The following is a 23,223-nucleotide window of genomic DNA, read 5'->3' on the forward strand; positions in this document are numbered from 1 at the left end:
CTTCGTCGGCATCGCCATCGAACTCCTCGTCTTCACCCCCGTCGAACGCCGCGTCCTGCGCAACCGCGGCCTCCTCACCACGAGCAAGTGAGGCACCGCTGATGCCCGCCCTCCTCCTGATCGCCCACGGCAGCCGCGACCCGCGCCACGCCGCGACGGTGGCCGCGCTCGTGGAGGAGGTGCGGGCGCAGCGGCCCGGCATCGAGGTCGCCACCGCCTATCTGGACCACTGCGCGCCGCGGATCCCGCAGGTGGTCGGGCGGCTGGCGGACGCGGTGGCGGTGCCGCTGCTGCTCAACCGGGCGTTCCACGCCAAGCACGACATCCCGGCCGCGCTGCGCGCCGCCGGCTCCCGGCTGCCGGTCGCGGACGTGCTCGGCCCCTCGCCCCTGCTGCTCGCCGCCCTGGACCGCCGCCTCGCCGAGGCCGCTCCGGCGCTCGGCTCGCCCGCCGTCCGGGCCCGTACCGGCGTCGTGCTGGCGGCGGCCGGCTCCTCGGACCCGGCCGCCGACGCCGCGACCCGCGCGGTCGCCGCCGAGTGGCGCCGTACCCGGGGCTGGGCCGCCGTCGAGGTCGCGTACGCCTCCGCCGAGGGCCCGCGTGTCCCCGACGCCCTCGCCGCGCTGCGCGCCGCGGGCTCCGAGCACACCGCCGTCGCCCCCTACCTGCTGGCTCCGGGCCTGCTCCCCGACCGCATCGCGGCCGCCGCCGAGGAGGCCGGGGCGGATGTGCTGGCCCCGGTCCTCGGCCCGTCCCCCGAGGTGGCGGCCCTCCTCCTGCAGCGCCACGACGAGGCCCTGCGGGCCGCCGAAGCGGCCCCGGCCCTCACTGCCTGAGTGCGAAGACCTCTCAGGCGTGCTCCATCACGCTGTGCTCGCTGAGGTCGGGGGCGTGACGTGCCACGTTGCGGTAGTCCCCGTCGTCGTGGAGGACCGTGAGTCCGTGGTGCGCGGCCGTCGCGGCGATCACCAGGTCCACGGCGGATGCGCTGCGGTGCTGCCCGGCGAGCGCCATCCGGCGTTGCACCGTGTCGATCCAGCGTCCCGCGCTCTTGGGCACCGACACGTCCGGGTAGAACTCCGCGAACATCTCGGCAATCTCGTCGTACTCCCGGCCGTCGCGCGCCGTGTAGAGGAATTCGGCGCGCTGCGGGTAGCACGACGCGATCGACCCCGCGCTGATCGCGTCGAACCAGACGGCTTGGAGCTTGGGTTCACGCAGCAGCCGGACCAGCGCGGACGTGTCGAGGAGGTAGATCACCGAGCGTCCTTCTCCGCCCGGTGAAGCCGCTCGGCGCGCTCGACGGCCTCCCAGTGCTGGGCCCGCTCGAAATGCCTGGTGAGACATGCCGCGCGCTCCTGCTGTTCGGCGTAGAAGCGGAGCGCGAGATTGACGGCGTCCTTCTTGGTCCGGACTCCGGCGACGGCCATCGCCCGTTCCAGGGCCTCTTCATCGATGTCGATCTGCGTCACGGACATCCGGCACCTCCGGCGATCGATGTTGGTAATGTACATAGCATTGTACCTCGCCAACATCGATCCGCATGAGGACGCGACCGGGTCACACCCGGCGCAGGGTGAAGGTGTCCGTCGGGTGCCCGGCGTTGGCCTCGGCGAGGCCGCCGGCGAGCTGGTAGAGGCTGCCGGCCGGGCCGCCGACCACCGCGGTGGGGGTGGGGTCGGCCGAGGGGCGGACGGCGGTGAGGCGGGCGGTGCGCCAGTGGTCCTCGGAGCGCAACTCGACCTCGGCGTCCCGTCCCGCGCCGAAGAAGGCGTTGGTGACGCCCGCGATCGAGCCGTCCGGGCGGCCGAGCAGGCCGTCCAGGTGGAGCAGCGCCTGCCCGCCGGCCACCTCGACGCGCCGCAGCGCGGCCGGGTTCCCCAGCGGGACCTGCCACAGGGTGCCGTCGTCCCACTTGCCGAGGATCAGCCGGCCGTCCCGGTGGACGATGCCGTTGAGGCCGTACGCGCCGGGGGCGGGGGCCAGTCGCGGGTCGCGCAGCAGAACGGCGGCGCTGCCGTCCGGGGCGACCCGGTAGACGACGGGGGCGAAGGAGTCGGTGACGTACGCGGTGCCGTCGGGGCCGATCGCGATGTCGTTGGCCAGGTGGCCGGCGCCGTCGGCGGCGACCGCCGCGAGGTCGGTGTAGAAGAGGCGCCGGCCGGTGTCCAGGTCGTAGGCGCCGATCCCGGCGACCTTGCCCAGGGTGGCGGGGGTGCTGCGCTCGCCGATGCCGTTGTCGAGGTTGGTGACCAGGACGCGGCGGTGGACCGGGTCGATCCGCAGGCCGGCGATCTCGATCAGGGTGCCGGGGTCGTCCACCAGGGTGCGCACGCCGGCGTCGGTGCCGACGGCGGAGACGGTGCCGTGCCGCAGCGATCCGAGCAGGAAGCGGTGGTGGGCGGCGTCCCAGTCGCCCGACTCGGGGACGAGGCCGGGCGCGCGGCCCTGGATCACGGCGGGTGCCGGGCAGGCGGCGGCCGCGGCGGGCAGCGCCCCGGCCGTGCCGAGGAGGGCGGCCGCGGCGGCGACGGCGGCCAGGGCCCGGCGGGCAGTACGGTTCTGACGGTGGCTCATCGGCGTTCCCTCGCGTGTGCGGTCGTTGACGCGGTCAAGCCTCGCCCGATCGGCCGGCCCGCAGCAGTGCGTGGGAATACTGGTAGTCGGACTACCGGGAAGGACGGGGGACGGGGTGGACGTGAGGGACGTGGACGACACCGGGGAGCGCCGCTCGGCGCTGTCGAGCTTTCTGCGCAGTCGCCGCGCGCGGCTGACGCCGCAGGAGGTCGGGCTGGCGCCCGGGGTGCGGCGGCGCACCCCGGGGCTGCGCCGCGAGGAGCTGGCGCTGCTCGCCGGGGTGGGGGTGACCTGGTACACGTGGCTGGAGCAGGGGCGGGACATCCACCCGTCGCCGGAGGTGCTGGCGAGCCTCGCCCGTACGCTGCGGCTGGACCGGGCGGAGACGGCGTACCTGTTCCGGCTGGCCGGCGGGCATCCGCTGGACGGCGAGGTGGCCGCGCCCGGGGACGTGCCGGCCCCGCTGCTGCGGCTGATGCGCGCGCAGTGGCCGGCGCCGTCCTTCGTGATGGACGCCAACTGGGACATCCGGGCCTGGAACCCGGGCGCGGACGCGCTGTTCGGCCTGACCGGCCGCCCGCCGCAGGAGTGCAACCTGGCCTGGGTGGTGTTCGGCAACCCGGTGCACCGGGCCCGGGTGGAGCACTGGGAGGAGCACGCCCGGCGCTTCCTGGCCCAGCTGCGCTCCGCCTATGCCGAACGCGGCGGCGAGGCGACGGCCGTGGGGCGCCGGCTGGCCCGGATGATCCGGCAGGTCCGCGGCGAGTACCCGGAGGCGGACCGCTGGCTGGACGAGCACCAGGTCGCGGAGCGCTCCGGCACCGAGAAGGTGATCCGGCACGAGCGGGTGGGCGTGCTGCGGATCGACCAGCACGTGCTGCTGGCCGCCGAGGGCCTGCAGCTGATCGTGATGTCGCCGCGCGACGCCGGCACCGAGGAGCGGCTGCGCACCCTGGCACCGGCCCCGGAAACGGCAACGGCAACGGCGGTGACCCCGGCCCCGGTGTAGCGCGGACAGCGGTCCGCCGCCCCCGCACGGCGCGGGGGCGGCGGACCGGGAGCGGCGGACCGGGGACGGCCGTCAGACCGGGAGGTTCCACTTCTGGTTGGCGGCGCCGTTGCAGTCCCAGATGCCGAGCTGGTTGCCGTTCTCGGTGGCGAAGCCGAGGTCGTCCAGGCAGCGGCCGGACTGCGGGTTGAGCAGCGAGCCGTCGGCCCGGGCCTGCCACTGCTGGGCGCCACTGCCGTTGCAGTCCCAGATCTGCACCTTGGTGCCGTTGCCGGTGTTGCCGCCCGACACGTCCAGGCACTTGCCGAGCGCGCGGATCGTGCCGTCGACGCCGATCCGCCACTTCTGCGCGACCGAGCCGTTGCAGTCGTAGATCTGGACGGCGGTGCCGTTGCCGAGGTTGGCGCCCCGCACGTCGACGCACTTGTTGACGTAGCCGGTGATCTGGCCGGTCGGGCCGGCCGGCGGCGCGGCGCCGAGGACGACGCGCGGGAACATCACGGAGTCGCCGATCATGCAGGAGGCGGACACGGTGCCGTCGCCCATCCCCAGGCCGCCGATGGCGGGGCGGGAGAACTGCACGGTGTGGGTGGAGTTCCAGTAGAGGCAGTTGGCGGTCACGGTCCAGGTCTGCATCGGGTCGAGGCCGCTACAGCTGCCGATGGCGTTCCAGGCGGAGGTGTAGGCGGCGCAGGCGGGGGCGGCCTGGGCGGCGGTGGCCGGTGCCACCACGGCGGCGGCCCCGGCGAGCAGGGCGGTGGTCAGCAGGGCGGAGGTTCGGCGCATGGGAGGGTCGTCCTTCCGAATCGGGGAATCACGTCGACTCACCGTCCACGCCCCGTCGGTGACGGTGCGTCGGATGTGTGGGCCGCGTGAAAGACTCGGGGGTGCGCGGTCGGCCGTCAACCGGCAGGTCACCGGCAGCTGCCGGGTGCGATGGGGCTGAGCAGGGACGTTGTCCCGGGCGGCAGTTTCGCCGGGTCCGCACGGCCGGGCCGTCGAGGGGCCGGGCCGCGGAAGCGGGGACGTTCCCGGGCGGATCGCCGGGCCGACCGGACAGCGCACGGCCCGGCTCCCCCTGCCGGGGAACCGGGCCGTCGTCGGAGCGGAAGGGCGTCAGTCCGTCTTGCGGCGCTGGCGGCCGGTGCCGTAGTTGGAGCCGGACTTGGAGCCGCTGCCGGGCTTGGCGCGGCCCGAGGAGCGGCCGATGAAGCCGGCCGCCTGCGGGCGGTCGCCCTGGGCGGCGGCGCCCATGCGCTGCTTGGGGCGGGGGCGGCGCGGGTTGCCGTTCATGTCGACGTCGGCGGGCAGCGCGGAGCGCTTGCCGGAGCGGCGGCGCGGGGCGCCGGACTTGGCCCCGGCGGGCTTGTCGGCGCCGTCCTTGGCCGAGGCACCGGCCTGGGCCGCGACGACCGGTACGGCCAGCGTCACCGCGACGCCGCTGGGCGTGCGGGCGCCGGTGATCCGGGCCAGGTCGGCGTCGCCCGGGCGGATCTTGGTGACGGTCGGGCGGATGCCGGCGACCGTCATCAGCCGGTTGACCTCGCGGCGCTGCTCGGGCAGCACCAGGGTGACGACCGTCCCGGACTCGCCGGCCCGGGCGGTGCGGCCGCCGCGGTGCAGGTAGTCCTTGTGGTCGACCGGCGGGTCCACGTTGACGACCAGGTCCAGGCCGTCGATGTGGATGCCGCGGGCGGCGACGTTGGTGGCGATCAGCGCGGTGACGTGGCCGTCCCGGAACTGGTCCAGGACCCGGTTGCGCTGCGGCTGGGACTTGCCGCCGTGCAGGGCGGCGGCCTTCACGCCGTTGGCGAGCAGCTGCTTGGCCAGCCGGTCGGCGCCGTGCTTGGTGTGCACGAACATGATCACGCGGCCGTCGCGGGAGGCGATGTGCGCGGTGGCGGAGACCTTGTCGGTCTGCTCCAGCTGGAGGACGTGGTGGTCCATGGTGCTGACCGCGCCGGCCGAGGGGTCGACCGAGTGGGTCACCGGGTCGGCGAGGAAGCGCTTGACCAGCCGGTCGACGTTGCGGTCCAGGGTGGCGGAGAACAGCATCCGCTGCCCGCCCTCGGCGACCTGCTCCAGCAGCTTGCTGACCTGCGGCAGGAAGCCCATGTCGGCCATCTGGTCGGCCTCGTCGAGGACCGTGATCGCGACGTCGGAGAGATTGACGTCACCGCGCCCGATCAGGTCGTCCAGCCGGCCCGGGGTGGCCACCAGCACCTCGGTGCCGCGGCGCACCGCGTTGGCCTGCCGGTTGATCGACATGCCGCCGACGACGGTGGTGATCCGCAGGTTGACGGCGGTGGCGTACGGGGTGAGCGCCTCGGTGACCTGCTGCGCCAGCTCGCGGGTGGGCACCAGCACGAGTGCCAGCGGGTGCCGGGCGTCGGCACGGCGCCCGGCGGTGCGGGCGAGCAGCGGCAGGCCGAAGGCCAGGGTCTTGCCGGAGCCGGTGCGGCCGCGGCCGAGCACGTCGCGCCCGGCGATCGAGTCGGGCAGCGTGGCGGCCTGGATCGGGAAGGGCTCGGTGACGCCCTCGCGGGTGAGCGCGGAGAGGATCGCCCTGGGCAGTTCCAGCTCGGCGAAGGAGGCCGCCGGGGGCCGGGGCGGGGTGCCCTGGACCACGGTGAACTCGGTGGCCTCGGGCACGGCGGCGGGGCGGCCCTGCTTGGGGGCGCCGGCGCGGTTGCGCGGCTTGCGCGGGCGGTCGCCGCCGGCGGTGCGGCGGGCCTGGTCGGTGGTGCGGGGGCCGCGGTCGCGCGGCGGGCGGGCAGGGGTGGTCACGGGAGCTCCTCCGTTCGGTTGGCATCCTGGGCTGCGGGTGGTTCGGCCGTGGGGGGTTTGTGTTGGCTGCCCGGGCCGCACGGGGGGAGGGGGGGGGGCCCGCACCGTGCGGTGCGGGCCCCCGCTTCGCGATGATCGCGAGTCAGCGTGGAGCTGACGTCAGCCGATGATCTGGATGTTCTCGGCCTGCGGGCCCTTCTGGCCCTGGGTGACGTCGAACTCGACCTTCTGGCCCTCGAACAGCTCACGGAAGCCCTGAGCCTGGATGTTCGAGTAGTGGGCGAACACGTCGGCGCCGCCACCATCCTGCTCGATGAAGCCGAAGCCCTTTTCGCTGTTGAACCACTTCACGGTGCCGGTAGCCATAACCGTCTCCTCTAACTGGGGCATCAGGGACCCACACCTCGTGGATCCCCAAGTAGCCGCGATCCCCATCCGGAGACTGAAACACCGGACAAAACAAATGCGCCTGTCGGTTGGAACCAGCAGGCGCACACCACGTTCATGGGAACCAAAACTGCAACTGCATCGACTGTAGCACGGTGGAACCGGGCGTGACCGGGGATTTTCCGCCTCGGAGATCACGTTTGGCGGCTCCGGCAAAGGGGCAGCGGCGCCCCGCCGAAGCGGGACGCCGCCTGTCCTCGCGGACCCGGTCGGGCCAGGGCCGACCGGTCGGGTCAGTGCCGGCCGGCCGGCTCCGGCATGCCGTGCGTGCCGGGCAGCGGGGCCGGGCCCTCGCCGTGGCCGTGACCGTGGCCGGGGTCGGCGCCGTGGCCGGGCCACCAGGCCTTGTTGCCGATCAGCGCGGTGAGCGCCGGGGTGAAGAACATCGCCATCACGAAGGCGGCCAGGATGATGCCGAAGGCCATCGCGAAGCCGAACTCCAGCATGAAGATGTTGCCCGCGAGCATGAAGGTCGCGAAGGACGCCGCCAGGATGAAGCCGGCCGCCGCGACGGTCGGGCCGCCGTGGCGCAGAGCCTCGCGCGCGGCCTCACGCGGGTTGCGGCCCTCGCGGGCCTCCTCGCGGAGGCGGGCGATGATCAGGATGTTGTAGTCGGTGCCGATCGCCACCACGAAGAGGTAGATGAGGATCGGCAGCATGAACATCAGGCCGGTCTCGCCGCCGAGGTTCTGGAAGAGCAGCGTGGTGGCGCCGAGGGTGGCGGTGAAGCCCAGGCCGACCGAGGCCATCAGGTACCAGGGGGCGACGACGCTGCGCAGCTGCAGGCCGAGGATGAGCAGGATCAGCAGACCCGCGATCGGGAAGACCAACTTGTAGTCGTGGGTCATCGCGAGGTTGATGTCCTTGTAGATGGCGGTCAGGCCGCCGACCTTCGCCTCGGTCCCGGCCGGCACCTGGCCGTGCGCGGCCTCCCGGAGCCGGGTGAGGGTCGCGATCGCCTCGTTGCTGTCCGGCTTGTCCTTCAGCATGACGGTGAAGTCGGCCGTCGCGCCGTCCGCGCTGAGCTGGGGCTTCGGCGCGGCCTGGGCCACTCCGGAGACCTCGCCGAGCTTGGCGGCGTAGGAGTCGAACGCGCCCGGGTCGAGCTTGGCGCCGCTGGTGCTGGTGAGGAAGACGTGGGTCGGGTCGGCCGCACCGGCGGAGAAGCCGTGGATCATCTTGTCCTGAACGACCATCGACTCCTTCTCCTTGGGCATGGAGCTGCCCGCGAGGTCGAAGGTGCCGTTGTAGCCCAGGGCGCCGACGGACAGCGCCAGCAGCACGCCGCCGGAGGCGAGCGCGACCACCGCCGGGCGCTTCTGCATCATCCGGCCGAGCGCGGCGAAGCGCGCGTCGTTCGGCTCCCGCATCCACTTCTTGCCCGGCCAGAACACGGCACGGGCCGGGATGACCGCGAGCAGGGCCGGGGCCAGGGTGAGCGAGGCGAAGGCGGTGACCACGACGGCGATGGCCAGGGCGGGGCCGAGGGCCTTGAACATGCCCAGGCTGGAGAGGATCAGCACGGCGAAGGCGACGGTGACCGCGCCGGCGGCGGAGGCGATCGCCTCGCCGACCCGCCCGACCGCGTTGGCCACGGCGTCCTTGCGGTCGTCACCGGCCCGCAGCCGCTCGCGGTAGCGGAACGCCAGGAAGAGGAAGTAGTCGGTGCCGACGCCGAGCACGACGACGATCAGGATCGCCGAGAGTATCGGGGTGCTTTCGAGGCCGAAGGCCTTGGTGGCGTAGTTGATCAGGCCGTTGGAGGTCGGCATGGCGACCACGAGCGAGACCAGGAGCGGCAGCAGGCCGGCCAGGATGCTGCGGAAGATGATCCCGACGATGATCGCGACCAGGACGATCGTCGCCAGTCCGATGAGGGCGTCGGCCGAGCCGGAGGCGTCCTGCTGGTCCAGCGACTGGGCGGCGGCGCCACCGAGCTGGAACTTGACGTCGGTGCCCGCGCTGAGTGCCTTGCCCTCCTCGCGGAGGTGCTTGGCGACGTCGCCGAACGCCTTGGGGTCCTGCTGCTTGGTCTTGTCGATGGCTATCGGCGCGAGCGCGTACTTGCCGTCCTTGGACGTGGTCTGCTCGCCGACCGGGATGATCTTCTCGACCGCCTCGATCTTCTTGTCCGTGAGGCCCTGGACGATCTTGGCCATCGCGGCCTTGTCGCCCTCGTTCAGCGCACCGCCGTCGTTGCGCTCGAAGAGTGCCAGCGCGGACGGCGTGAAGCTGGCCGGGAACGCCTGTTCCTGGAGCGCGGCGGCCTGGATCGACTCGTAGTGCTTGGGGAGGAACGACGCCTCGTCCGTCTGCGCGGTGATCTTCGGCGCCGTCGCGACGATGGCGACCATCGCGACGATCCATGCGGCGATCACCCACCACGCACGGCGAACGACGAATTGTCCAAGTCGGTGGAACATGCTCGTGATGCCTCCTGGGCATGGTTCACCGCAGCCCTTGGGGGACGGGACGCTGGGCGACGGCAGGACCGGCTCGGGGAATGCCCGGCGGGCACTCCCTTGCCGGTCGGCAGGTAAGTGAATCTGGGGCATCATCCTACGAGCACTTGCTTGCCGCCCGGCAAGGAGCCCCCGTGTGCTTCAACCCCCGTAGGCCGCCCCGAAGCGGCCCCGCCCCAGTTTCCCCCGCCCGCAGCCCTGTAGACCTCGTGCTCCGGGTGGAGTCTTCTCCCCCTCAGGGTGGAGGCGCATCCCCTACCCCCCAGGAGGAGATCTCGGGGTCCGGGGGTAGGGAAAACCCCACCCCGGACCCGAGGAGAACACCAGGAGAGGGCCACCCGCCAGCCGGATTACCCGTCAACCCCCGCTTCCCTACTGTCGATCGGGACGCCGGACAGCAGCCGGCGCACCGCGACCGGCGGCTCCCCCGACCCAGGGCCGCCGCCGCTCCCGTCCGGCGACCACCGCCGCTCTCCCAGGGGGGAAGACCCACCGTGAAGCCCGTGAAGTCCAGACTCGGCCCGGCGGCCGCCATGGGCGCCTGGAGCGCCCGGCACCGCAAGACCGCCGTGTTCGGCTGGCTGCTCTTCGTCGTCCTGGCCGCCGCGCTCGGCACCGCGCACGGCAGCACCAAGGTGACCGAGGCCGAGTCGATCCCCGGACAGGTCTCCCGGGCCGCGCGGATCCTCGACGAGGCCGGGCTGCAGAGCCCGGCGGGCGAGACCGTCCTGGTCCAGAGCACCACCCGCAACGCCGACGACCCGGAGTTCCGCGCCGCCGTCGGCCAGGTGGTCGCCGCGGTGAACGGCACCGGAAAGGCCGCCGAGGTCCGCTCGCCGTACGACACCCGGGCGGTCTCCGCGGACGGCCACTCCGCGCTCGTGACGCTGACGCTCAAGGGCGACCGCGAGCAGGCGCCGGACCACGTCCAGCCGGTGCTGGACGCGGTGGCCGGCGTGCAGCGGCAGCACCCCGACCTCACCGTGGTCCAGCTCGGCGACGCCAGCTCCGACAAGTGGATGCAGGACCAGCTCACGAACGACTTCGCCCGCGCCGAGTGGACGGCCGTGCCGCTCGCCCTCGGCATCCTGCTGATCGCCTTCGGCGCGCTGGTCGCCGCCGTGCTGCCGGTGGTGCTCGCGCTCACCGCCTTCGTCGCCGCCGCCGGGCTGGTCGCCCTCAGCAGCGGGTTCCTGCACACCAGCGGCGACGCCTCCTCGGTGATGCTGCTGGTCGGCCTCGCCGTCGGCGTCGACTACTGCCTCTTCTACCTGCGCCGCGAGCGCGAGGAGCGGGCCGCCGGACGCGACGCCGCCACCGCGCTGGCCGTGGCCGCCGCCACCAGCGGCCGGGCCGTACTGGTCTCCGGCGTCACCGTGGTGGTCGCCATGGCCGGCATGTTCCTCACCGGGATCGCCACCTTCAAGGCGATGGCCTTCGCCACCATCGTGGTCGTGATCACCGCCGTGCTCGGCTCGCTCACCGTGCTGCCCGCACTGCTGTCGATGCTCGGCGACCGGGTCGAGAAGGGCCGGGTGCCGTTCCTCGCCAGGCCGCGCCGCCCGGCCGCCGGGGACCGGAGCGGCGGACGGTTCTGGAACGCGGTGCTGACCCCGGTGCTGCGCCACCCGCTGGCCGCCACCGTCCTCGCCGGCGCCTTCCTGCTGGCCGTGGCCGCACCGCTGCTCACCATGCACACCGCCAAGCTGACCTTCCAGCAGCAGCTGCCCGCGGGCAACGCCCTGGTCGCCGCCTCGCAGAAGATCGAGGCCGCCTTCCCGGGCAGCCCCGCCCCCGCCACCGTGGTGATCAGGGCCGCCGACATCGACTCCCCCGCGATGACCGCCGCGATCGCCGAGCTCAGGGCCAGGGCGCTGGCCGGCGGACGGATGCACGGCCCGGTGGAGGTCACGGTGCACCCCGACAAGAACGTGGCCACCGTCGACATCCCGCTCAACGGCACCGGCAACGACGCCACCAGCAACGAAGCCCTGCGGAGCCTGCGCGAGGACCTGGTGCCCGCCACCGTGCTCGCGGTGCCCGGCACCGAGGCCCCGGTCACCGGCCAGACCGCCGCCTCGTACGACTTCAACCGGAAGATGACCGGCTCGATGCCGCTGGTCCTCGGCTTCGTGGTGGTCCTCGCCTTCCTGCTGATGCTCACCTCGTTCCGCTCCCCGGTCGTCGCCCTCACCGCCGTGGTGCTCAACCTGCTCTCGGTGGGCGCCGCGTACGGGGTGCTGACGCTGGTGTTCCAGCACGGCATGGGCGCCTCGCTGCTGGGCACCGCCGGGGTCGGCGCGGTGGAGTCCTGGGTGCCGCTGTTCCTCTTCGTGATCCTCTTCGGACTCTCGATGGACTACCACGTCTTCGTGGTCTCCCGGATCAAGGAGGGCCACGACCGCGGCCTGCCGACCCGGGACGCGATCGCCCACGGCATCCGCTCCACGGCCGGGGTGGTCACCAGCGCCGCGGTGATCATGGTGGCGGTGTTCTCGGTCTTCGGCTCGCTGTCCATGCAGGTGATGAAGCAGATGGGCGTGGGCCTGGCGGTCGCGGTGCTGATCGACGCCACGGTGATCCGCGCGGTGCTGCTGCCCTCGGTGATGACCCTGCTCGGCGAGCGCAACTGGTACCTGCCGCGCTGGCTGAACTGGCTGCCGGACCTCTCGCACGGCGAGTCCGTCCCGCCGCCCGGCACCGACCCGGCCCCGCACGGGCCGCCGGCCGCCCCGGCACAGGGGGCGCGCCACCGGGCCGAGGTCTGAGCCTCCCCCGGCACCCCCGGCAACCTCGGAGCCCCGGCGTCCCGACCCCTCCGAGAACCCCTCTGAGACCCGTCGGAGCCCCCTCCGACCCGCCCGACGCCGGGCTCCGCAGCGCGCGGGGCCCGGCGTCCTTGCGTCATGATGATCACCGTCCGGGGTTCCCCGGATGAACGTCGGCGGAACGGAAACCCAGTCATGATCCCCTTCGACGAGGGCCGCGCCCGGCTGCTGCTCGCCCGGGCCTGCGAGTCGGCCGGGCTGGCCGCCCCCGACGGGGCCACGCTGCTCGCGCTCGGCGAGAACGCCGTCTTCGACCTCGGCGACCCGGCCGTGGTCGCCAAGGTCGGCCGCGGCCCCGAGCTGTACGACCGCGCCCACCGCGAACTGGCCCTGGCCCACTGGCTGGCCGGCCAGGACGTCCCGGTGGTCCGCCCGTACGACGCGGTGGCGCCCGAGCCGCAGCTGGCCGACGGCCACCCGGTCACCTTCTGGCACCGGCTCGCGCCCGCCGTCCGGCCCGCCCGCCCGGTCGACCTCGCCCCGCTGCTGCACGCCCTGCACCAGCTGCCGCTGCCGCCCTTCACCCTCGGCCGGCGCGACCTGCTGGCCCCGGTCGAGCGCTGGCTGGCCTCCGCCGAGGGCCACGTCGACCCGGTGGACGTCGCCTTCCTGCGCCACCGCCGGGACGCCTTCGCGGCCGCCCTGCCCGACCTCGTCCCGCAGCTGCACCCCGGGGTGATCCACGGCGACGCGCTGCCGCGCAACCTCCACATCGGCCCGGACGGGCCCGTGCTGCTCGACCTGGAGTTCATGGCGAACGACCTGCGCGAGCACGACCTGGTGGTCCTCGCCCTCAGCCAGGACCGCTACGGCGTGCCCGTCGAGGAGTACCGCGCGTTCACCGGGGCGTACGGCTGGGACGTGCGCGAGTGGCCCGGCTTCACGGTGCTGCGCGGCGCCCGGGAGACCGCCAGCGCCTCCTGGGTGGCGCAGCAGGCGGCCAGCAACCCGGCCGCGCTGAAGGAGTTCCGGCGCCGGGTCGACTCGCTGCGGGACGGGGCCACCGAGGTGCGCTGGTACCCCTTCTGACGGCCCTCCCCGTTACCCGTGGAGCGGCGGGGCCGCCAGCGGGGCGAGTGTGAGAAGACTCTTACGGCGGGTCGGTCCGGTCCGCAACCGCGGAACGTACGATCGGCGTCCTGTCGGACAGTCGTCCTGACCCGAGAGATCGGCACCGCACTCGCACCTCAGGAGCCGCCGCCATGCACCGGACCGCCCGCCGCCCCTCCGCCCCGACCCGACCGTCCCGATCCAGGCGCCGGCTGCTCGCGGGCTGCGTCGCGGTGGCCGCCGCCCTGGGGCTGGCCGCGTGCGGGACCGCCAGCGGGGCGCTCCGGCCGCCGAGCGCGGCGGCGCCGTCCGGGACGCAGTCGCCGGCCGCCACCGAACCGGGCGGGACGGCGGCGGCCACCGTCGCGCCGGCGCCCGGAGCGGACGCCGTGCCGCCGGGCGCGGGCTCCCCGGCCGCCACCGAACCGGCCGCCCCCGCACCGGCGGTGCCGGCGAAGCCGAGGCCGACCGCGGCCACGGGCTCCCCCGTCTCCACCGTGCCGACCGCTCCCACCACGCCCATCACACCCACCGCTCCGGCCACCCAGGCCCCACCGGCCACCCCGACCGCCGCGCCGTCCCCGACCGCCGCGCCGTCCTCGCCCGCCGCACCGTCCTCGCCCGCCGCGCCGCCCCCGCACACCGGCGCGGGCACCGTGATCGGCTCCACCGCCTCCGGCGGCCGCACCGTGGCGCTCACCTTCGACGACGGCCCCGGCCCGGCCACCGGCCAGATCCTCGACCTGCTGGCCCAGTACCACGTCAAGGCCACCTTCTGCCAGATCGGCCAGAACGCCGCCGCCAACCCCGCCATGGTCAAGCGCGTCCTGGCCGCCGGGCACCGGCTCTGCGACCACAGCGTCCACCACCCGCAGCCGTTCGCCAAGCTCCCGCACGACAAGGCCGTGGCCGAGATCACCGACGCCCGGAACATGATCGTCCAGGCCGGCGGCCCCGGCACCGGGGTCGGCTGGTTCCGCGCCCCGGGCGGCGGCTTCAACGCCGACAACGAGCACATCACCGCGAGCCTCGGGATGTCCTCCCTCGGCTGGTCCGTCGACCCGCGCGACTGGGCGCGTCCGGGCACGCCGGCCATCGTCTCGGCCGTGCAGAAGCAGCTCAGGCCCGGCGGCGTGATCCTGATGCACGACGGCGGCGGCGACCGCAGCCAGACCGTGGCCGCGCTCAAGCAGCTGCTGCCCTGGCTGGTCGCCCAGGGCTACACCTTCGACTTCCCGGCCGCGTAGGGCCAGGGCCGTCGGGGCCTCGGCTCCGGCCGGAGCGCTCCGGAGTTTCCCCCGGTTCTCCCCCGCGTCCCCGGTTCCCGGTTCCCGTACCGCGGACGGCTCCCGCACCGCGGCCGTCCGGGCGCGTCAGGGCACGCGCAGCCGGTAGACCTGCCGGGAGCCGCCCTCCGGGCCCGGGGCGGCGGCCTCGGCCGGGGTGAAACCCAGCCGCTCGTAGAAGACCCGGGCGCCGCTCGCCACCGCGCCCGGGTGGTCCGGGCCGAAGGTCACCACCTCGACGGTGGCCGGGCCCCGGACATGACGGCGCAGCACGTCCTCGACCAGCTCCCGGCCGACACCGGTGCCCCGGGCGCGCCCGGCCACCACCAGCCAGTGCAGGTGGTACGGCCCCGGGTCAGCGGCGCCGAACAGCAGGCCGCCGAGCAGCCCCTCGCCGTCCTCGGCGACGGTCGCCAGGCCCCCGTCGATGCTGCCGCGCACCGCGCGGTGGAACCCCGGCTCGGCGACCATCGGGCCGAACCAGTGCTCGACCTCGGCGGCGAGGGCGAGGAAGCCGGGCAGGTCCGCGGGGCGCGCGGGCCGCACGGCCGTCACCGGGCGGGCCAGCGCGGGTCGACCACCGCCTGCGGGTCCTTGCCGCGGCGCAGCCAGGCCTGGAGGCCCTCGGCCCACTGCCGGTACCAGTCGATCTGCCGGCGGTGCAGTTCGGCGGGCTCCAGCGCCCCCACCTCGGCCGGGTAGCGCCCGGCCAGCGCGACGGCGACCCGGACGGCGGCGAGCGCGTCGCTGCCCGCCTCGTGGGCGTCCGTCAGCTCCACCCCGTACAGCTCGCAGACCCGCTGCAGGGTGCGCGAGCCCTTGCGGTACTTGTCCACGGCCCGGTCGATCACCAGCGCGTCCAGCACCGGCCCGACCGGCCCGCCCAGGCGCTCGGCGAGCGTCGCCAGCCCGTGCCGGCGCAGCTCGGCGTCGAGCAGCGACAGGTCGAACGGCGCGTTGAACGCCACCACCGGCCGCCCGGCGGCGATCCGCTCGCACAGCGCGGCGGCTATCTCCTCCACCGCCTCCTTCGCGGGCCTGCCCTTGCTCCGCGCCACCTCGTCCCCGATCCCGTGGATCGCCGCCGCCTCGGCGGGTATCGGCACCCCGGGGTCGAGCAGCCAGTGCGCGGCGCCCACCCGGGCGGCCCCGACGGTGTCCACGAGTGCGGCCGTGACGATGCGGTCCACGGCCGGGTCGGTGCCCGTGGTCTCCAGGTCGAAGCCGACCAGTGGCTGCTGCCACCAGCTCATCAGGTGTGTCCTTCCGTCCTGCCTCTCGAAACAGCCCCTATCATCACCCGGCCCACCGACAACCCGGCCCGCGGGGAGACCGGTCACGGGCCCGCCCGGGCCCCGGGCGCGGACGAAGGGGCCGCCCCCGAGCGGTGCCCCGGTCCTGCCCGTGCCCCCTCCTCGGCCCGATGCCGCACCGTTCGCGGCCGGCGCGAAGAGCGCCGGGACGGGCGTCCGGCGGTGACGTCGAGCCGCCCGGCGCGGCCGTGCCGAACCCGTGGGAGTGCTGAGAGCCCGTGGGAGTGCTGAGAGCCCGTCATGCCGACCGCCCCGGTCGCGGGGTGCGACCGGGGCGAACGGGGTGGGCCAGCGGGGCGGGGTGGGCTAGCGGGGCGGGGTGGCGAGGGCGAGCCGGCTGGGGAGGACGCTGGAGGCGACGGCGAGCAGCAGGCACAGGGCCGTGCCGGCGCCGAGCGCTGCCCAGGGCAGTCGCAGGGCGACGGTGGCCCGGCCGGCCAGGATGCGGTGGTTGAGCAGGGCGGTGGTGCCGTACTGGGTGAGCGCGGTGACGGCGAGGGCGAGCAGGGCGGCGGTGGCGACGACCAGGACGGCCTCCAGCGCGACCATCCACGTGACCTGGCGGCGCACCGTCCCGGCCAGCCGCAGCACGCCGAAGTCGCGCCGGCGGTCGGCGGTGCTCATCACCATGGTGTTGACGATCGCGATCAGCGCGTAGAGCAGGGCGGGCCCGAGGATCGTGGTGGTGGCGATCCAGGCGTAGTGGGCGCCGGGGTCGGGCCCGGGGTGGTGGGCGTCGGTGAGGGTGCCGCCGAGCCGGTCGGCCGGTTCGGCGTCGAGGTGGACGGCGGCGGGGCGGGCGCCGGCCAGGTGGCCGGCGACGGCGTCGCCGCTGAGCAGGATCTCGTCCAGGCCGAGCTGGGTGCGGTAGACGAGGGCGAGCCGCAGGCTGGTGACGGTGCCGTCGGCGAGGCGCAGGTTGACCTGGTCGCCGAGTTTCCAGCCGTGGCCGCGGACCTGGTCGGTGGAGGCGGCGAGGGTGGCGCCGCGCAGGTCGGCGGCGCTGCCGTCGACGGCGGGCAGTGTCCAGGCGGTGGCGAGGTCGCCGTCGACGACGGTGGCGGCGGAGGGCGCGCTCGCGGGCGAGTCCTCGCCGTGGTCGTCGAAGGCGGGGGCGGCGGCGCCGAGGCCGGTGACCACGGTGGCGGTGGTGGCGGTGGCGTGCAGTCCGGGGCGGGCGGCGGTGAGCCGGTGGGCGGCGTCGGCGGGCAGTGGGGCGCCGCCGGGGCGCAGCACGTACGCGGCGGCGGCGAGGGCCCGGTTCTGGGCGGTCATGGCGTCGGCGAAGGCGGCGGTGGAGCCGACCACGGTGCCGGTGAGCGCGATGGCGAGGAAGGCCGGGGTGGCGGTGGAGACGGTGCGGCGCACGGCGGTGAGGGCGTTCTGCCGGGCGAGCAGCGGGGCGGCGGCGACGGCCCGGGCGAGCGGGGCGCTGAGCAGTCGCAGCAGCGGCGGTACGACGGCCGGTGCGAACAGGGCGAGCGCGGTGACGGCGAGCAGGTCGGCGCCGAGCACCCACTGGGAGGCGAGTTGCGGGTCGTCGGGCTGGTCGCCGGGGGCGGGGGCCATGGTGGGCGCGGCCAGGTAGTAGCCGACGGTGCCGGCCAGGGCGGTGAGGCCGAGCAGCGCGCAGGTCCAGCGCAGCGGGGTCATGGCCGCGCGGTCGGCGGCGGCGTCGCCGAGCGCCTCGACGGCGCGCACCCGGCCGGCCCGCAGGGCGGCGGTGACGGCGCCGAGCAGGGCGACGAGGAGGCCGACGGCGGCGGCGAGCAGCATCGGCCCGGCGGCGGGGTGCGCGGTGAATCCGTCGGGGGCGGCGCCGCGGGCGACCAGCCAGGCGGCGAGCGCGGGTGCGCCGGGCAGCGAGAGCAGGCAGCCGCTGACGGCGGCGGCGAGGGCGACGACGGCGGCCTCGCCGGTGATCAGCCAGACGATCTGCCGGGGCGTGGCGCCGACGGCGCGCAGCATCGCGATCTCCTGGCGGCGCTGGGCGACGGCGAAGGCGAAGGTCCCGGCGACGACGAAGACGGCGACGAAGGCGGCCATCGCGGCGGTGAACTGGAGCACCTTGTGCAGGGAGGGCGCGCCGAGCGGGGAGTCGTCGCCGGCGGTGTCGTGGAGCAGGCTGCCGATGGTGGCGACGAGCAGGACGCCGAGGGTGAGGGCGACGTAGGAGCCGGCGAAGGCGGACTTGCGCCGCCGCAGGCTCGCGGTGGCGACCGGCAGCAGGGTGGTGATCGAGGTCATGCCGCCGTCTCCAGGGCGGTCATCCGCTCGGCGACGTGCTGGGCGGTGGGGTGGGGCAGGTCGTCGACGATCCGGCCGTCGGCGAGGAAGAGCACGCGGTCGGCGTAGGCGGCGGCGACCGGGTCGTGGGTGACCATGACGGTGCTCTGGCCCTCCTGGTCGACGAGGTCGCGCAGCAGGGCGAGGACGTCGCGGCTGCTGGCGGAGTCGAGGGCGCCGGTCGGTTCGTCGGCGAACAGCATGCGCGGCCGGGTGATCAGCGCGCGGGCGATCGCGACGCGCTGCTGCTGGCCGCCGGAGAGCTGGGAGGGCAGGTGTCCGGCGCGCTCGCCGAGGCCGACCTGGGCGAGTGCCCGGCGGACCTGCGCGGGGTCGGGGCGGCGGCCGGCCAGCCGCAGTGGCAGGCCGACGTTCTGTTCGGCGGTGAGCGAGCCGACCAGGTTGAAGGCCTGGAAGACGAAGCCGATCCGCTGGCGGCGCAGCACGGTGAGCTCGGTCTCGCCCAGCGCGCCGAGGTCGGCCCCGTCCAGGGTGACCCGGCCGCTGTCGGGCCGGTCGAGGCCGGCGCAGCACTGCAGCAGGGTGCTCTTGCCGGAGCCGGAGGGGCCCATGACGGCGGTGAAGCCGCCGCGGGCGAACTCGACGTCCACCCCCCTGAGCGCCCGTACGGCCTCCGGGCCGGTTCCGTAGGTGCGGTGTACGTCGTCGAGGCGCAGGACGGCCCCGTTCTCCCCCGTGATCTTCACAGCAGCCACACCTACCACGGGGGCCACGGCCCCGACCAGGCGGTTTGGGGGAATCGTTATGCCGTCAGCCGCCGTGCTCCGGCGCGGACTTCGGCGCGGACCTCGGCCCCGCCGACGGGGCGGTACAGGAAGACGTCGACCGGATCCTCGTGGACGACGGTGAAGCCGTGGCGTTCGTACAGCCGCTGGGCGGCGCTGCCGCGGAGGACGATGAGGCGGAACGGTTCTCCGGCGGCGTCGGCCTCGGCGAGGAGGTGGCGCAGCACGGCGGTGCCCAGGCCCCGCCCCTGGAGGTGCGGGGCCAGGTAGAACAGCTCCAGGTGGCGTCCGCCCCGCTCGTCGGGGCGGACGGTGACGCAGCCGGCGAAGGCCCGGTCCACCAGGAGTACGGAGGTGTACCTGGTCGAGAAGGACGCCCTCACCCGCTCCCGGGAGCGGGCCGGGTCCCAGCGGCCGAGGCGTTCCAGGTCGGCGCGCATGACCTGGGCCTTGAGGTCCGTGACGGGTTCGAGGTCCTCGGGCGCGGCGGGGCGCAGGCTCCAGTCGGGGGCGTTGTTCACGGCCCGCAGTCTGGCAGCCGCGCCGCCGCTCCGACCAGCCGTTTTCGTCAGGACACCGGCCGGGAGTCGGCCCAGACGCCCTCGAACTCCTCGCGGTAGACCTCCAGCAGTCCCGCCTCGGTGCCGCCGGGCTGCTGGCCGGCGCCGCCGCGCAGCACCAGGGCCGGGGACTCCATGCCGCGGGCGCGGCGCAGGTAGGGCTGGATGACGCCGAGGTCGCGGCCCTGCCGGCGGCCGCCCGCCTGGCCGGCCGTGCGGGGGCCCTCGACCAGGTAGGCGGTGAAGCGCGGGGTTTCGTCGAAGACCCGGATCTCGAAGCCTCCCTGGTCCCGCAGCCGGGCCCGCACCCGCCGCACGTGCATGATGTTCATCTCGATGGAGCGCGACAACTCGCTTCGGCCGAGGCCGAGTTCGCGTTCGCGGCGGCGCACCGCGCTGCTCGCCGGGTTGAGGAAGAGCAGCCGCACCCGGCAGCCTTCGCCGGCCAGGCGCACCAGGCGCTTGCCGGTGTAGTTCTGGCAGAGCATGCCGAGGCCGATGCCGAGGGCGTCGAGGCGCCGGGCGCCGTCCAGCAGGTCCTCGACGGGGAGGTCGCGCTGGAGCCGGACCCGGTCGGCGTGCACGGCGACGACGTCCGCGTACCGGCCGGCCACCAGGGACTCGACCACGTCGGCGGGCACCCCGCCGGCGCCCCCGTCCAGCACGGCCAGCAGCCGGGCGGCGGCCCGCTCGGTCTGGGCCAGCACGGTCTGGGTGAGCACCCGGTTGCGGGAGACCACGTGCCGGGCCACCTCCAGCTCGTCGAGCGCCAGCTCGATCTCGCGCCGGTCGGCCAGGTACGGCTCGAAGCAGGGCCAGTGCTGCACCATCAGTTCGCGCAGCTGGGGCAGGGTGAGGAAGACCAGCGGGTCGTCGTCGGCCGGGTCGAGGAGGTAGCCCTTGCGGCGGCTGACCTCGCGCACGGCCCCGGCCCGGTGCGCCCACTCCTCGCCGGCCGGCCCGGCGGCGGCGGTGACCCAGTCCTCGCCGTGGGCGGGTGCGTAGATCGGGTGCAGCACCTCGTCGACCAGGGCGCGCAGCCGCTGTTCGACCAGGTTGAGCCAGACGTAGGCGCGGCCGGACAGCCGGACCCGCTGGTAGGCGTCCTCCCATTCGCCGGCCGACCAGGCCAGTGCGGGTATCTCGACCGGGCCGCCCTGGGCGGGCACCAGGGCCCGGCCGGTCAGGGTGGGACGCATGACCACCGTGGGCGCCTCGCTGCGGGTCGCGCCCCGGTCGGGGCCGCCGGGCCCGGAACCACGGCCGCCGGCGGGGAACACCATGCGCCACCTCATCTGGTTGCTGCGGCCGGCCCCCGCGGGCGCGGGGACCGTCGAAAGCCTGTCGGCCCGCCCCGGGCGGCCGGACGATCAAGGGTACTGCCCGCCGCGAGCCGATCGCAGCCGGTTGCCCGGGGCCCCTCCCGCACCACCGGAGCACTCTTCACACGAATGCTCGACGGGCGCTCGTTCGGCCCAACCCGGGCCGGATGTCCCGGCCCCCGGGGAGGGGCTCGGGGAGTATGCCCTGTGCCGCGCGTCACGGCGGCTGTGCCGTGCGTCACGGCGCACGGTCACGCACATGCCCGGCCGCCCGGCCGGGAAGAGAGCGTCCGGGCCCCGGCAGGCGGCCGGTCCCGTTGTCGGAGCACACGTCAGTTTCCGTCGGCAGCAAGGAAGTTGAGAAGTCATGCAGGTCTGGCCCGGTACGCCCTACCCGCTCGGCGCCACCTACGACGGGGCCGGCACCAACTTCGCCGTGTTCTCCGAGAGCGCCGACCGGATCGAGCTGTGCCTGATCGCCGAGGACGGCTCCGAGACGGCCGTCGAGCTGCGCGAGACGGACGCCTTCGTCCGGCACGCCTACCTCCCGGGCGTCCAGCCCGGCCAGCGCTACGGCTTCCGCGTGCACGGCCCGTACAATCCGGGCCTGGGCCAGCGGCACAACAGCGCCAAGCTGCTGCTGGACCCGTACGCCAAAGCGATGAGCGGGCACATCGACTGGGACGAGTCGGTCTACGGCTACCACTTCGGCGCCCCCGAGCGCCGCAACGACCTGGACTCCGCCCCGCACACCATGCACTCGGTGGTGATCAACCCGTACTTCGACTGGGGCACCGACCGGCCGCCGCGCACCGACTACCACCGCACCGTCATCTACGAGGCCCACGTCAAGGGCCTGACCCGGCTGCACCCGGGCATCCCCGAGGAGATCCGCGGGACGTACGCGGGCCTGGCCCACCCGGCGGTGATCGAGCACCTGGCCAAGCTCGGCGTCACCGCGATCGAGCTGATGCCGGTGCACCAGTTCGTCCGCGACCACCGGCTGCGGGACCTCGGCCTCGCCAACTACTGGGGCTACAACACCGTCGGCTTCTTCGCCCCGCACTCCTCCTACTCCTCCACCGGCGACCGCGGCCAGCAGGTGCAGGAGTTCAAGTCCATGGTCAAGGCGCTGCACGCGGCCGGTATCGAGGTGATCCTGGACGTCGTCTACAACCACACCGCCGAGGGCAACCACCTGGGGCCGACGCTGTCGCTGCGCGGCCTGGACAACGTCTCCTACTACCGCCTCGCCCGCGACCAGCGCTTCTACGAGGACACCACCGGCACCGGCAACAGCCTGCTGATGCGCAGCCCGCACGTGCTCCAGCTGATCATGGACTCGCTGCGCTACTGGGTCACCGAGATGCACGTGGACGGCTTCCGCTTCGACCTCGCCGCCACCCTCGCCCGGCAGTTCCACGAGGTGGACCGGCTGTCCTCCTTCTTCGACCTGGTCCAGCAGGACCCGGTGGTCTCCCAGGCCAAGCTGATCGCCGAACCCTGGGACCTCGGCGAGGGCGGCTACCAGGTGGGCAACTTCCCCCCGCTGTGGACGGAGTGGAACGGCATGTACCGGGACACCGTGCGGGACCTGTGGCGCGGCGAGAACGCCACCCTCGCCGAGTTCGGCTCCCGGCTCACCGGCTCCGCCGACCTCTACCAGGACGACGGCCGCCGCCCGATCGCCTCGATCAACTTCGTGACCTGCCACGACGGTTTCACCCTGCGCGACCTGGTCTCGTACAACGAGAAGCACAACGACGCCAACGGCGAGGACAACCGGGACGGCGAGTCCTTCAACCGCTCCTGGAACTGCGGCACCGAGGGCCCCGCCGCCGACCCGGCCGTCGAGGAGCTGCGGGAGCGCCAGCAGCGCAACTTCATCGCCACCCTGATGCTCTCCCAGGGCGTGCCGATGCTCTCGCACGGCGACGAGCTCTGCCGCACCCAGCTGGGCAACAACAACGCCTACTGCCAGGACAACGAACTCACCTGGGTGCACTGGCCCGAGGGCGACGGGCCGCAGGCGCGGCTGCTGGAGTTCACCCAGGGGATGATCTGGCTGCGCCGCGACCACCCGGTGTTCCGGAGGCGGCGGTTCTTCCACGGGCGGCCGGTGTCCGCCTCCGGCGGCTTCGACGACCTCACCGACATCGCCTGGTTCACCCCGACCGGGGAGGAGATGACCAAGCGCAACTGGGGCACCAGCTACGCCAAGTCGCTGACCGTCTTCCTCAACGGCTACGCGATCTCCGAACCGGACCGGCGCGGCGGCCGGATCGTCGACGACTCCTTCCTGCTGATGTTCAACGCCCACTCCGAACCGCTGGAGTTCACCGTGCCCGCCGACCACGGGCAGGAGTGGCAGGTCGTGGTCGACACCGCCCGGCCCCGGCTGCCCGCCCCCGGCACCGGCGCCCGGGTCAAGGCCGGGGACGCCCTCTGGCTCACCGACCGCTCGCTGATGGTGCTGCAGCGGCCCGCCTAGGTGCTCCGGTCCGTGCGGGCCTTGACCCGGGCGCCCGTGCCGGCGGTGCCGCGGCGCCC

Annotated in this window: 19 protein-coding genes; 6 read left to right on the top strand and 13 right to left on the bottom strand. The window is 74.4% G+C overall.

What is annotated here, in order from left to right; genetic code table 11:
* The first annotated feature begins 101 nt into the window (after nucleotides 1–101).
* The gene (locus ACFVGO_RS29055; protein WP_359909680.1) at nucleotides 102–836 is read left to right on the top strand and encodes a sirohydrochlorin chelatase; all 735 of its coding nucleotides are present in this window, start codon (nucleotides 102–104) and stop codon (nucleotides 834–836) included.
* Between the two features lie 13 nt (nucleotides 837–849).
* On the opposite strand, the gene ACFVGO_RS29060 is transcribed toward ACFVGO_RS29055, so the two are convergent.
* The 3 genes from ACFVGO_RS29060 to ACFVGO_RS29070 all read right to left on the bottom strand — a co-directional run bounded on the left by ACFVGO_RS29060 (nucleotide 850) and on the right by ACFVGO_RS29070 (nucleotide 2,577).
* The gene (locus ACFVGO_RS29060) at nucleotides 850–1,260 is read right to left on the bottom strand and encodes a PIN domain-containing protein (protein WP_380634980.1); all 411 of its coding nucleotides are present in this window, start codon (nucleotides 1,258–1,260) and stop codon (nucleotides 850–852) included.
* Nucleotides 1,257–1,478, bottom strand: a complete 222-nt coding sequence (locus tag ACFVGO_RS29065) for a type II toxin-antitoxin system VapB family antitoxin (protein WP_380634982.1) — start codon at nucleotides 1,476–1,478, stop codon at nucleotides 1,257–1,259. The genes ACFVGO_RS29060 and ACFVGO_RS29065 overlap by 4 nt, the downstream gene beginning before the upstream one ends.
* Nucleotides 1,479–1,560: 82 nt before the next feature.
* Nucleotides 1,561–2,577 (bottom strand): hypothetical protein, encoded by a 1,017-nt coding sequence (locus ACFVGO_RS29070; protein WP_380634984.1) that lies wholly within the window; start codon nucleotides 2,575–2,577, stop codon nucleotides 1,561–1,563.
* A gap of 115 nt (nucleotides 2,578–2,692) precedes the next feature.
* Here ACFVGO_RS29070 and ACFVGO_RS29075 point away from each other — a divergent pair, with 115 nt between their 5' ends.
* The gene (locus tag ACFVGO_RS29075) at nucleotides 2,693–3,586 is read left to right on the top strand and encodes a helix-turn-helix transcriptional regulator (RefSeq protein ID WP_359909669.1); all 894 of its coding nucleotides are present in this window, start codon (nucleotides 2,693–2,695) and stop codon (nucleotides 3,584–3,586) included.
* A gap of 72 nt (nucleotides 3,587–3,658) precedes the next feature.
* Here the strand turns inward: ACFVGO_RS29075 and ACFVGO_RS29080 are convergent, their stop codons facing one another.
* From ACFVGO_RS29080 to ACFVGO_RS29095, 4 genes are all read right to left on the bottom strand, one after another.
* Nucleotides 3,659–4,372 (bottom strand): ricin-type beta-trefoil lectin domain protein, encoded by a 714-nt coding sequence (locus tag ACFVGO_RS29080; RefSeq protein ID WP_359909667.1) that lies wholly within the window; start codon nucleotides 4,370–4,372, stop codon nucleotides 3,659–3,661.
* Nucleotides 4,373–4,702: 330 nt separating this feature from the next.
* On the bottom strand, nucleotides 4,703–6,373 hold the full coding sequence (locus tag ACFVGO_RS29085; protein WP_380355242.1) for a DEAD/DEAH box helicase: 1,671 nt from the start codon (nucleotides 6,371–6,373) through the stop codon (nucleotides 4,703–4,705).
* Between the two features lie 159 nt (nucleotides 6,374–6,532).
* On the bottom strand, nucleotides 6,533–6,739 hold the full coding sequence (locus ACFVGO_RS29090; RefSeq protein ID WP_030060364.1) for a cold-shock protein: 207 nt from the start codon (nucleotides 6,737–6,739) through the stop codon (nucleotides 6,533–6,535).
* A gap of 314 nt (nucleotides 6,740–7,053) precedes the next feature.
* Nucleotides 7,054–9,243 carry an MMPL family transporter gene (locus ACFVGO_RS29095; protein WP_359909665.1) on the bottom strand — a complete coding sequence of 730 codons (2,190 nt, stop codon included), beginning with the start codon at nucleotides 9,241–9,243 and terminating at the stop codon, nucleotides 7,054–7,056.
* 572 nt (nucleotides 9,244–9,815) lie between these two features.
* Here ACFVGO_RS29095 and ACFVGO_RS29100 point away from each other — a divergent pair.
* From ACFVGO_RS29100 to ACFVGO_RS29110, 3 genes are all read left to right on the top strand, one after another.
* Nucleotides 9,816–12,050, top strand: coding sequence for an MMPL family transporter (locus ACFVGO_RS29100; protein WP_380635019.1), 2,235 nt, complete (start codon nucleotides 9,816–9,818; stop codon nucleotides 12,048–12,050).
* A gap of 195 nt (nucleotides 12,051–12,245) precedes the next feature.
* Nucleotides 12,246–13,139 (top strand): aminoglycoside phosphotransferase family protein, encoded by an 894-nt coding sequence (locus tag ACFVGO_RS29105; RefSeq protein ID WP_359909662.1) that lies wholly within the window; start codon nucleotides 12,246–12,248, stop codon nucleotides 13,137–13,139.
* A gap of 173 nt (nucleotides 13,140–13,312) precedes the next feature.
* Nucleotides 13,313–14,407 carry a polysaccharide deacetylase family protein gene (locus tag ACFVGO_RS29110; protein WP_380634988.1) on the top strand — a complete coding sequence of 365 codons (1,095 nt, stop codon included), beginning with the start codon at nucleotides 13,313–13,315 and terminating at the stop codon, nucleotides 14,405–14,407.
* A gap of 126 nt (nucleotides 14,408–14,533) precedes the next feature.
* On the opposite strand, the gene ACFVGO_RS29115 is transcribed toward ACFVGO_RS29110, so the two are convergent.
* From ACFVGO_RS29115 to ACFVGO_RS29140, 6 genes are all read right to left on the bottom strand, one after another.
* The gene (locus tag ACFVGO_RS29115) at nucleotides 14,534–15,001 is read right to left on the bottom strand and encodes a GNAT family N-acetyltransferase (RefSeq protein WP_359909656.1); all 468 of its coding nucleotides are present in this window, start codon (nucleotides 14,999–15,001) and stop codon (nucleotides 14,534–14,536) included.
* On the bottom strand, nucleotides 14,998–15,699 hold the full coding sequence (locus ACFVGO_RS29120; protein ID WP_359909653.1) for an exonuclease domain-containing protein: 702 nt from the start codon (nucleotides 15,697–15,699) through the stop codon (nucleotides 14,998–15,000). Before ACFVGO_RS29120 ends, ACFVGO_RS29115 begins: the two co-directional genes overlap by 4 nt.
* Nucleotides 15,700–16,065: 366 nt before the next feature.
* The gene (locus ACFVGO_RS29125) at nucleotides 16,066–18,006 is read right to left on the bottom strand and encodes an FtsX-like permease family protein (RefSeq protein ID WP_380634990.1); all 1,941 of its coding nucleotides are present in this window, start codon (nucleotides 18,004–18,006) and stop codon (nucleotides 16,066–16,068) included.
* Nucleotides 18,003–18,752 carry an ABC transporter ATP-binding protein gene (locus tag ACFVGO_RS29130; protein WP_359909647.1) on the bottom strand — a complete coding sequence of 250 codons (750 nt, stop codon included), beginning with the start codon at nucleotides 18,750–18,752 and terminating at the stop codon, nucleotides 18,003–18,005. The genes ACFVGO_RS29125 and ACFVGO_RS29130 overlap by 4 nt, the downstream gene beginning before the upstream one ends.
* Before the next feature lie 56 nt (nucleotides 18,753–18,808).
* Nucleotides 18,809–19,312, bottom strand: coding sequence for a GNAT family N-acetyltransferase (locus tag ACFVGO_RS29135; RefSeq protein WP_359909644.1), 504 nt, complete (start codon nucleotides 19,310–19,312; stop codon nucleotides 18,809–18,811).
* Between the two features lie 47 nt (nucleotides 19,313–19,359).
* Nucleotides 19,360–20,550, bottom strand: a complete 1,191-nt coding sequence (locus ACFVGO_RS29140; protein WP_359909683.1) for an SAV2148 family HEPN domain-containing protein — start codon at nucleotides 20,548–20,550, stop codon at nucleotides 19,360–19,362.
* 490 nt (nucleotides 20,551–21,040) lie between these two features.
* On the opposite strand from ACFVGO_RS29140, the gene glgX reads away from it, so the two are divergent.
* Nucleotides 21,041–23,164 (top strand): glycogen debranching protein GlgX, encoded by a 2,124-nt coding sequence (gene glgX, locus ACFVGO_RS29145; protein WP_359909641.1) that lies wholly within the window; start codon nucleotides 21,041–21,043, stop codon nucleotides 23,162–23,164.
* Nucleotides 23,165–23,223 lie beyond the last annotated feature (59 nt).

This window comes from Kitasatospora sp. NPDC057738, from assembly GCF_042798815.1.
Taxonomy (GTDB): Bacteria; Actinomycetota; Actinomycetes; order Streptomycetales; family Streptomycetaceae; genus Kitasatospora; species Kitasatospora lactacystinica.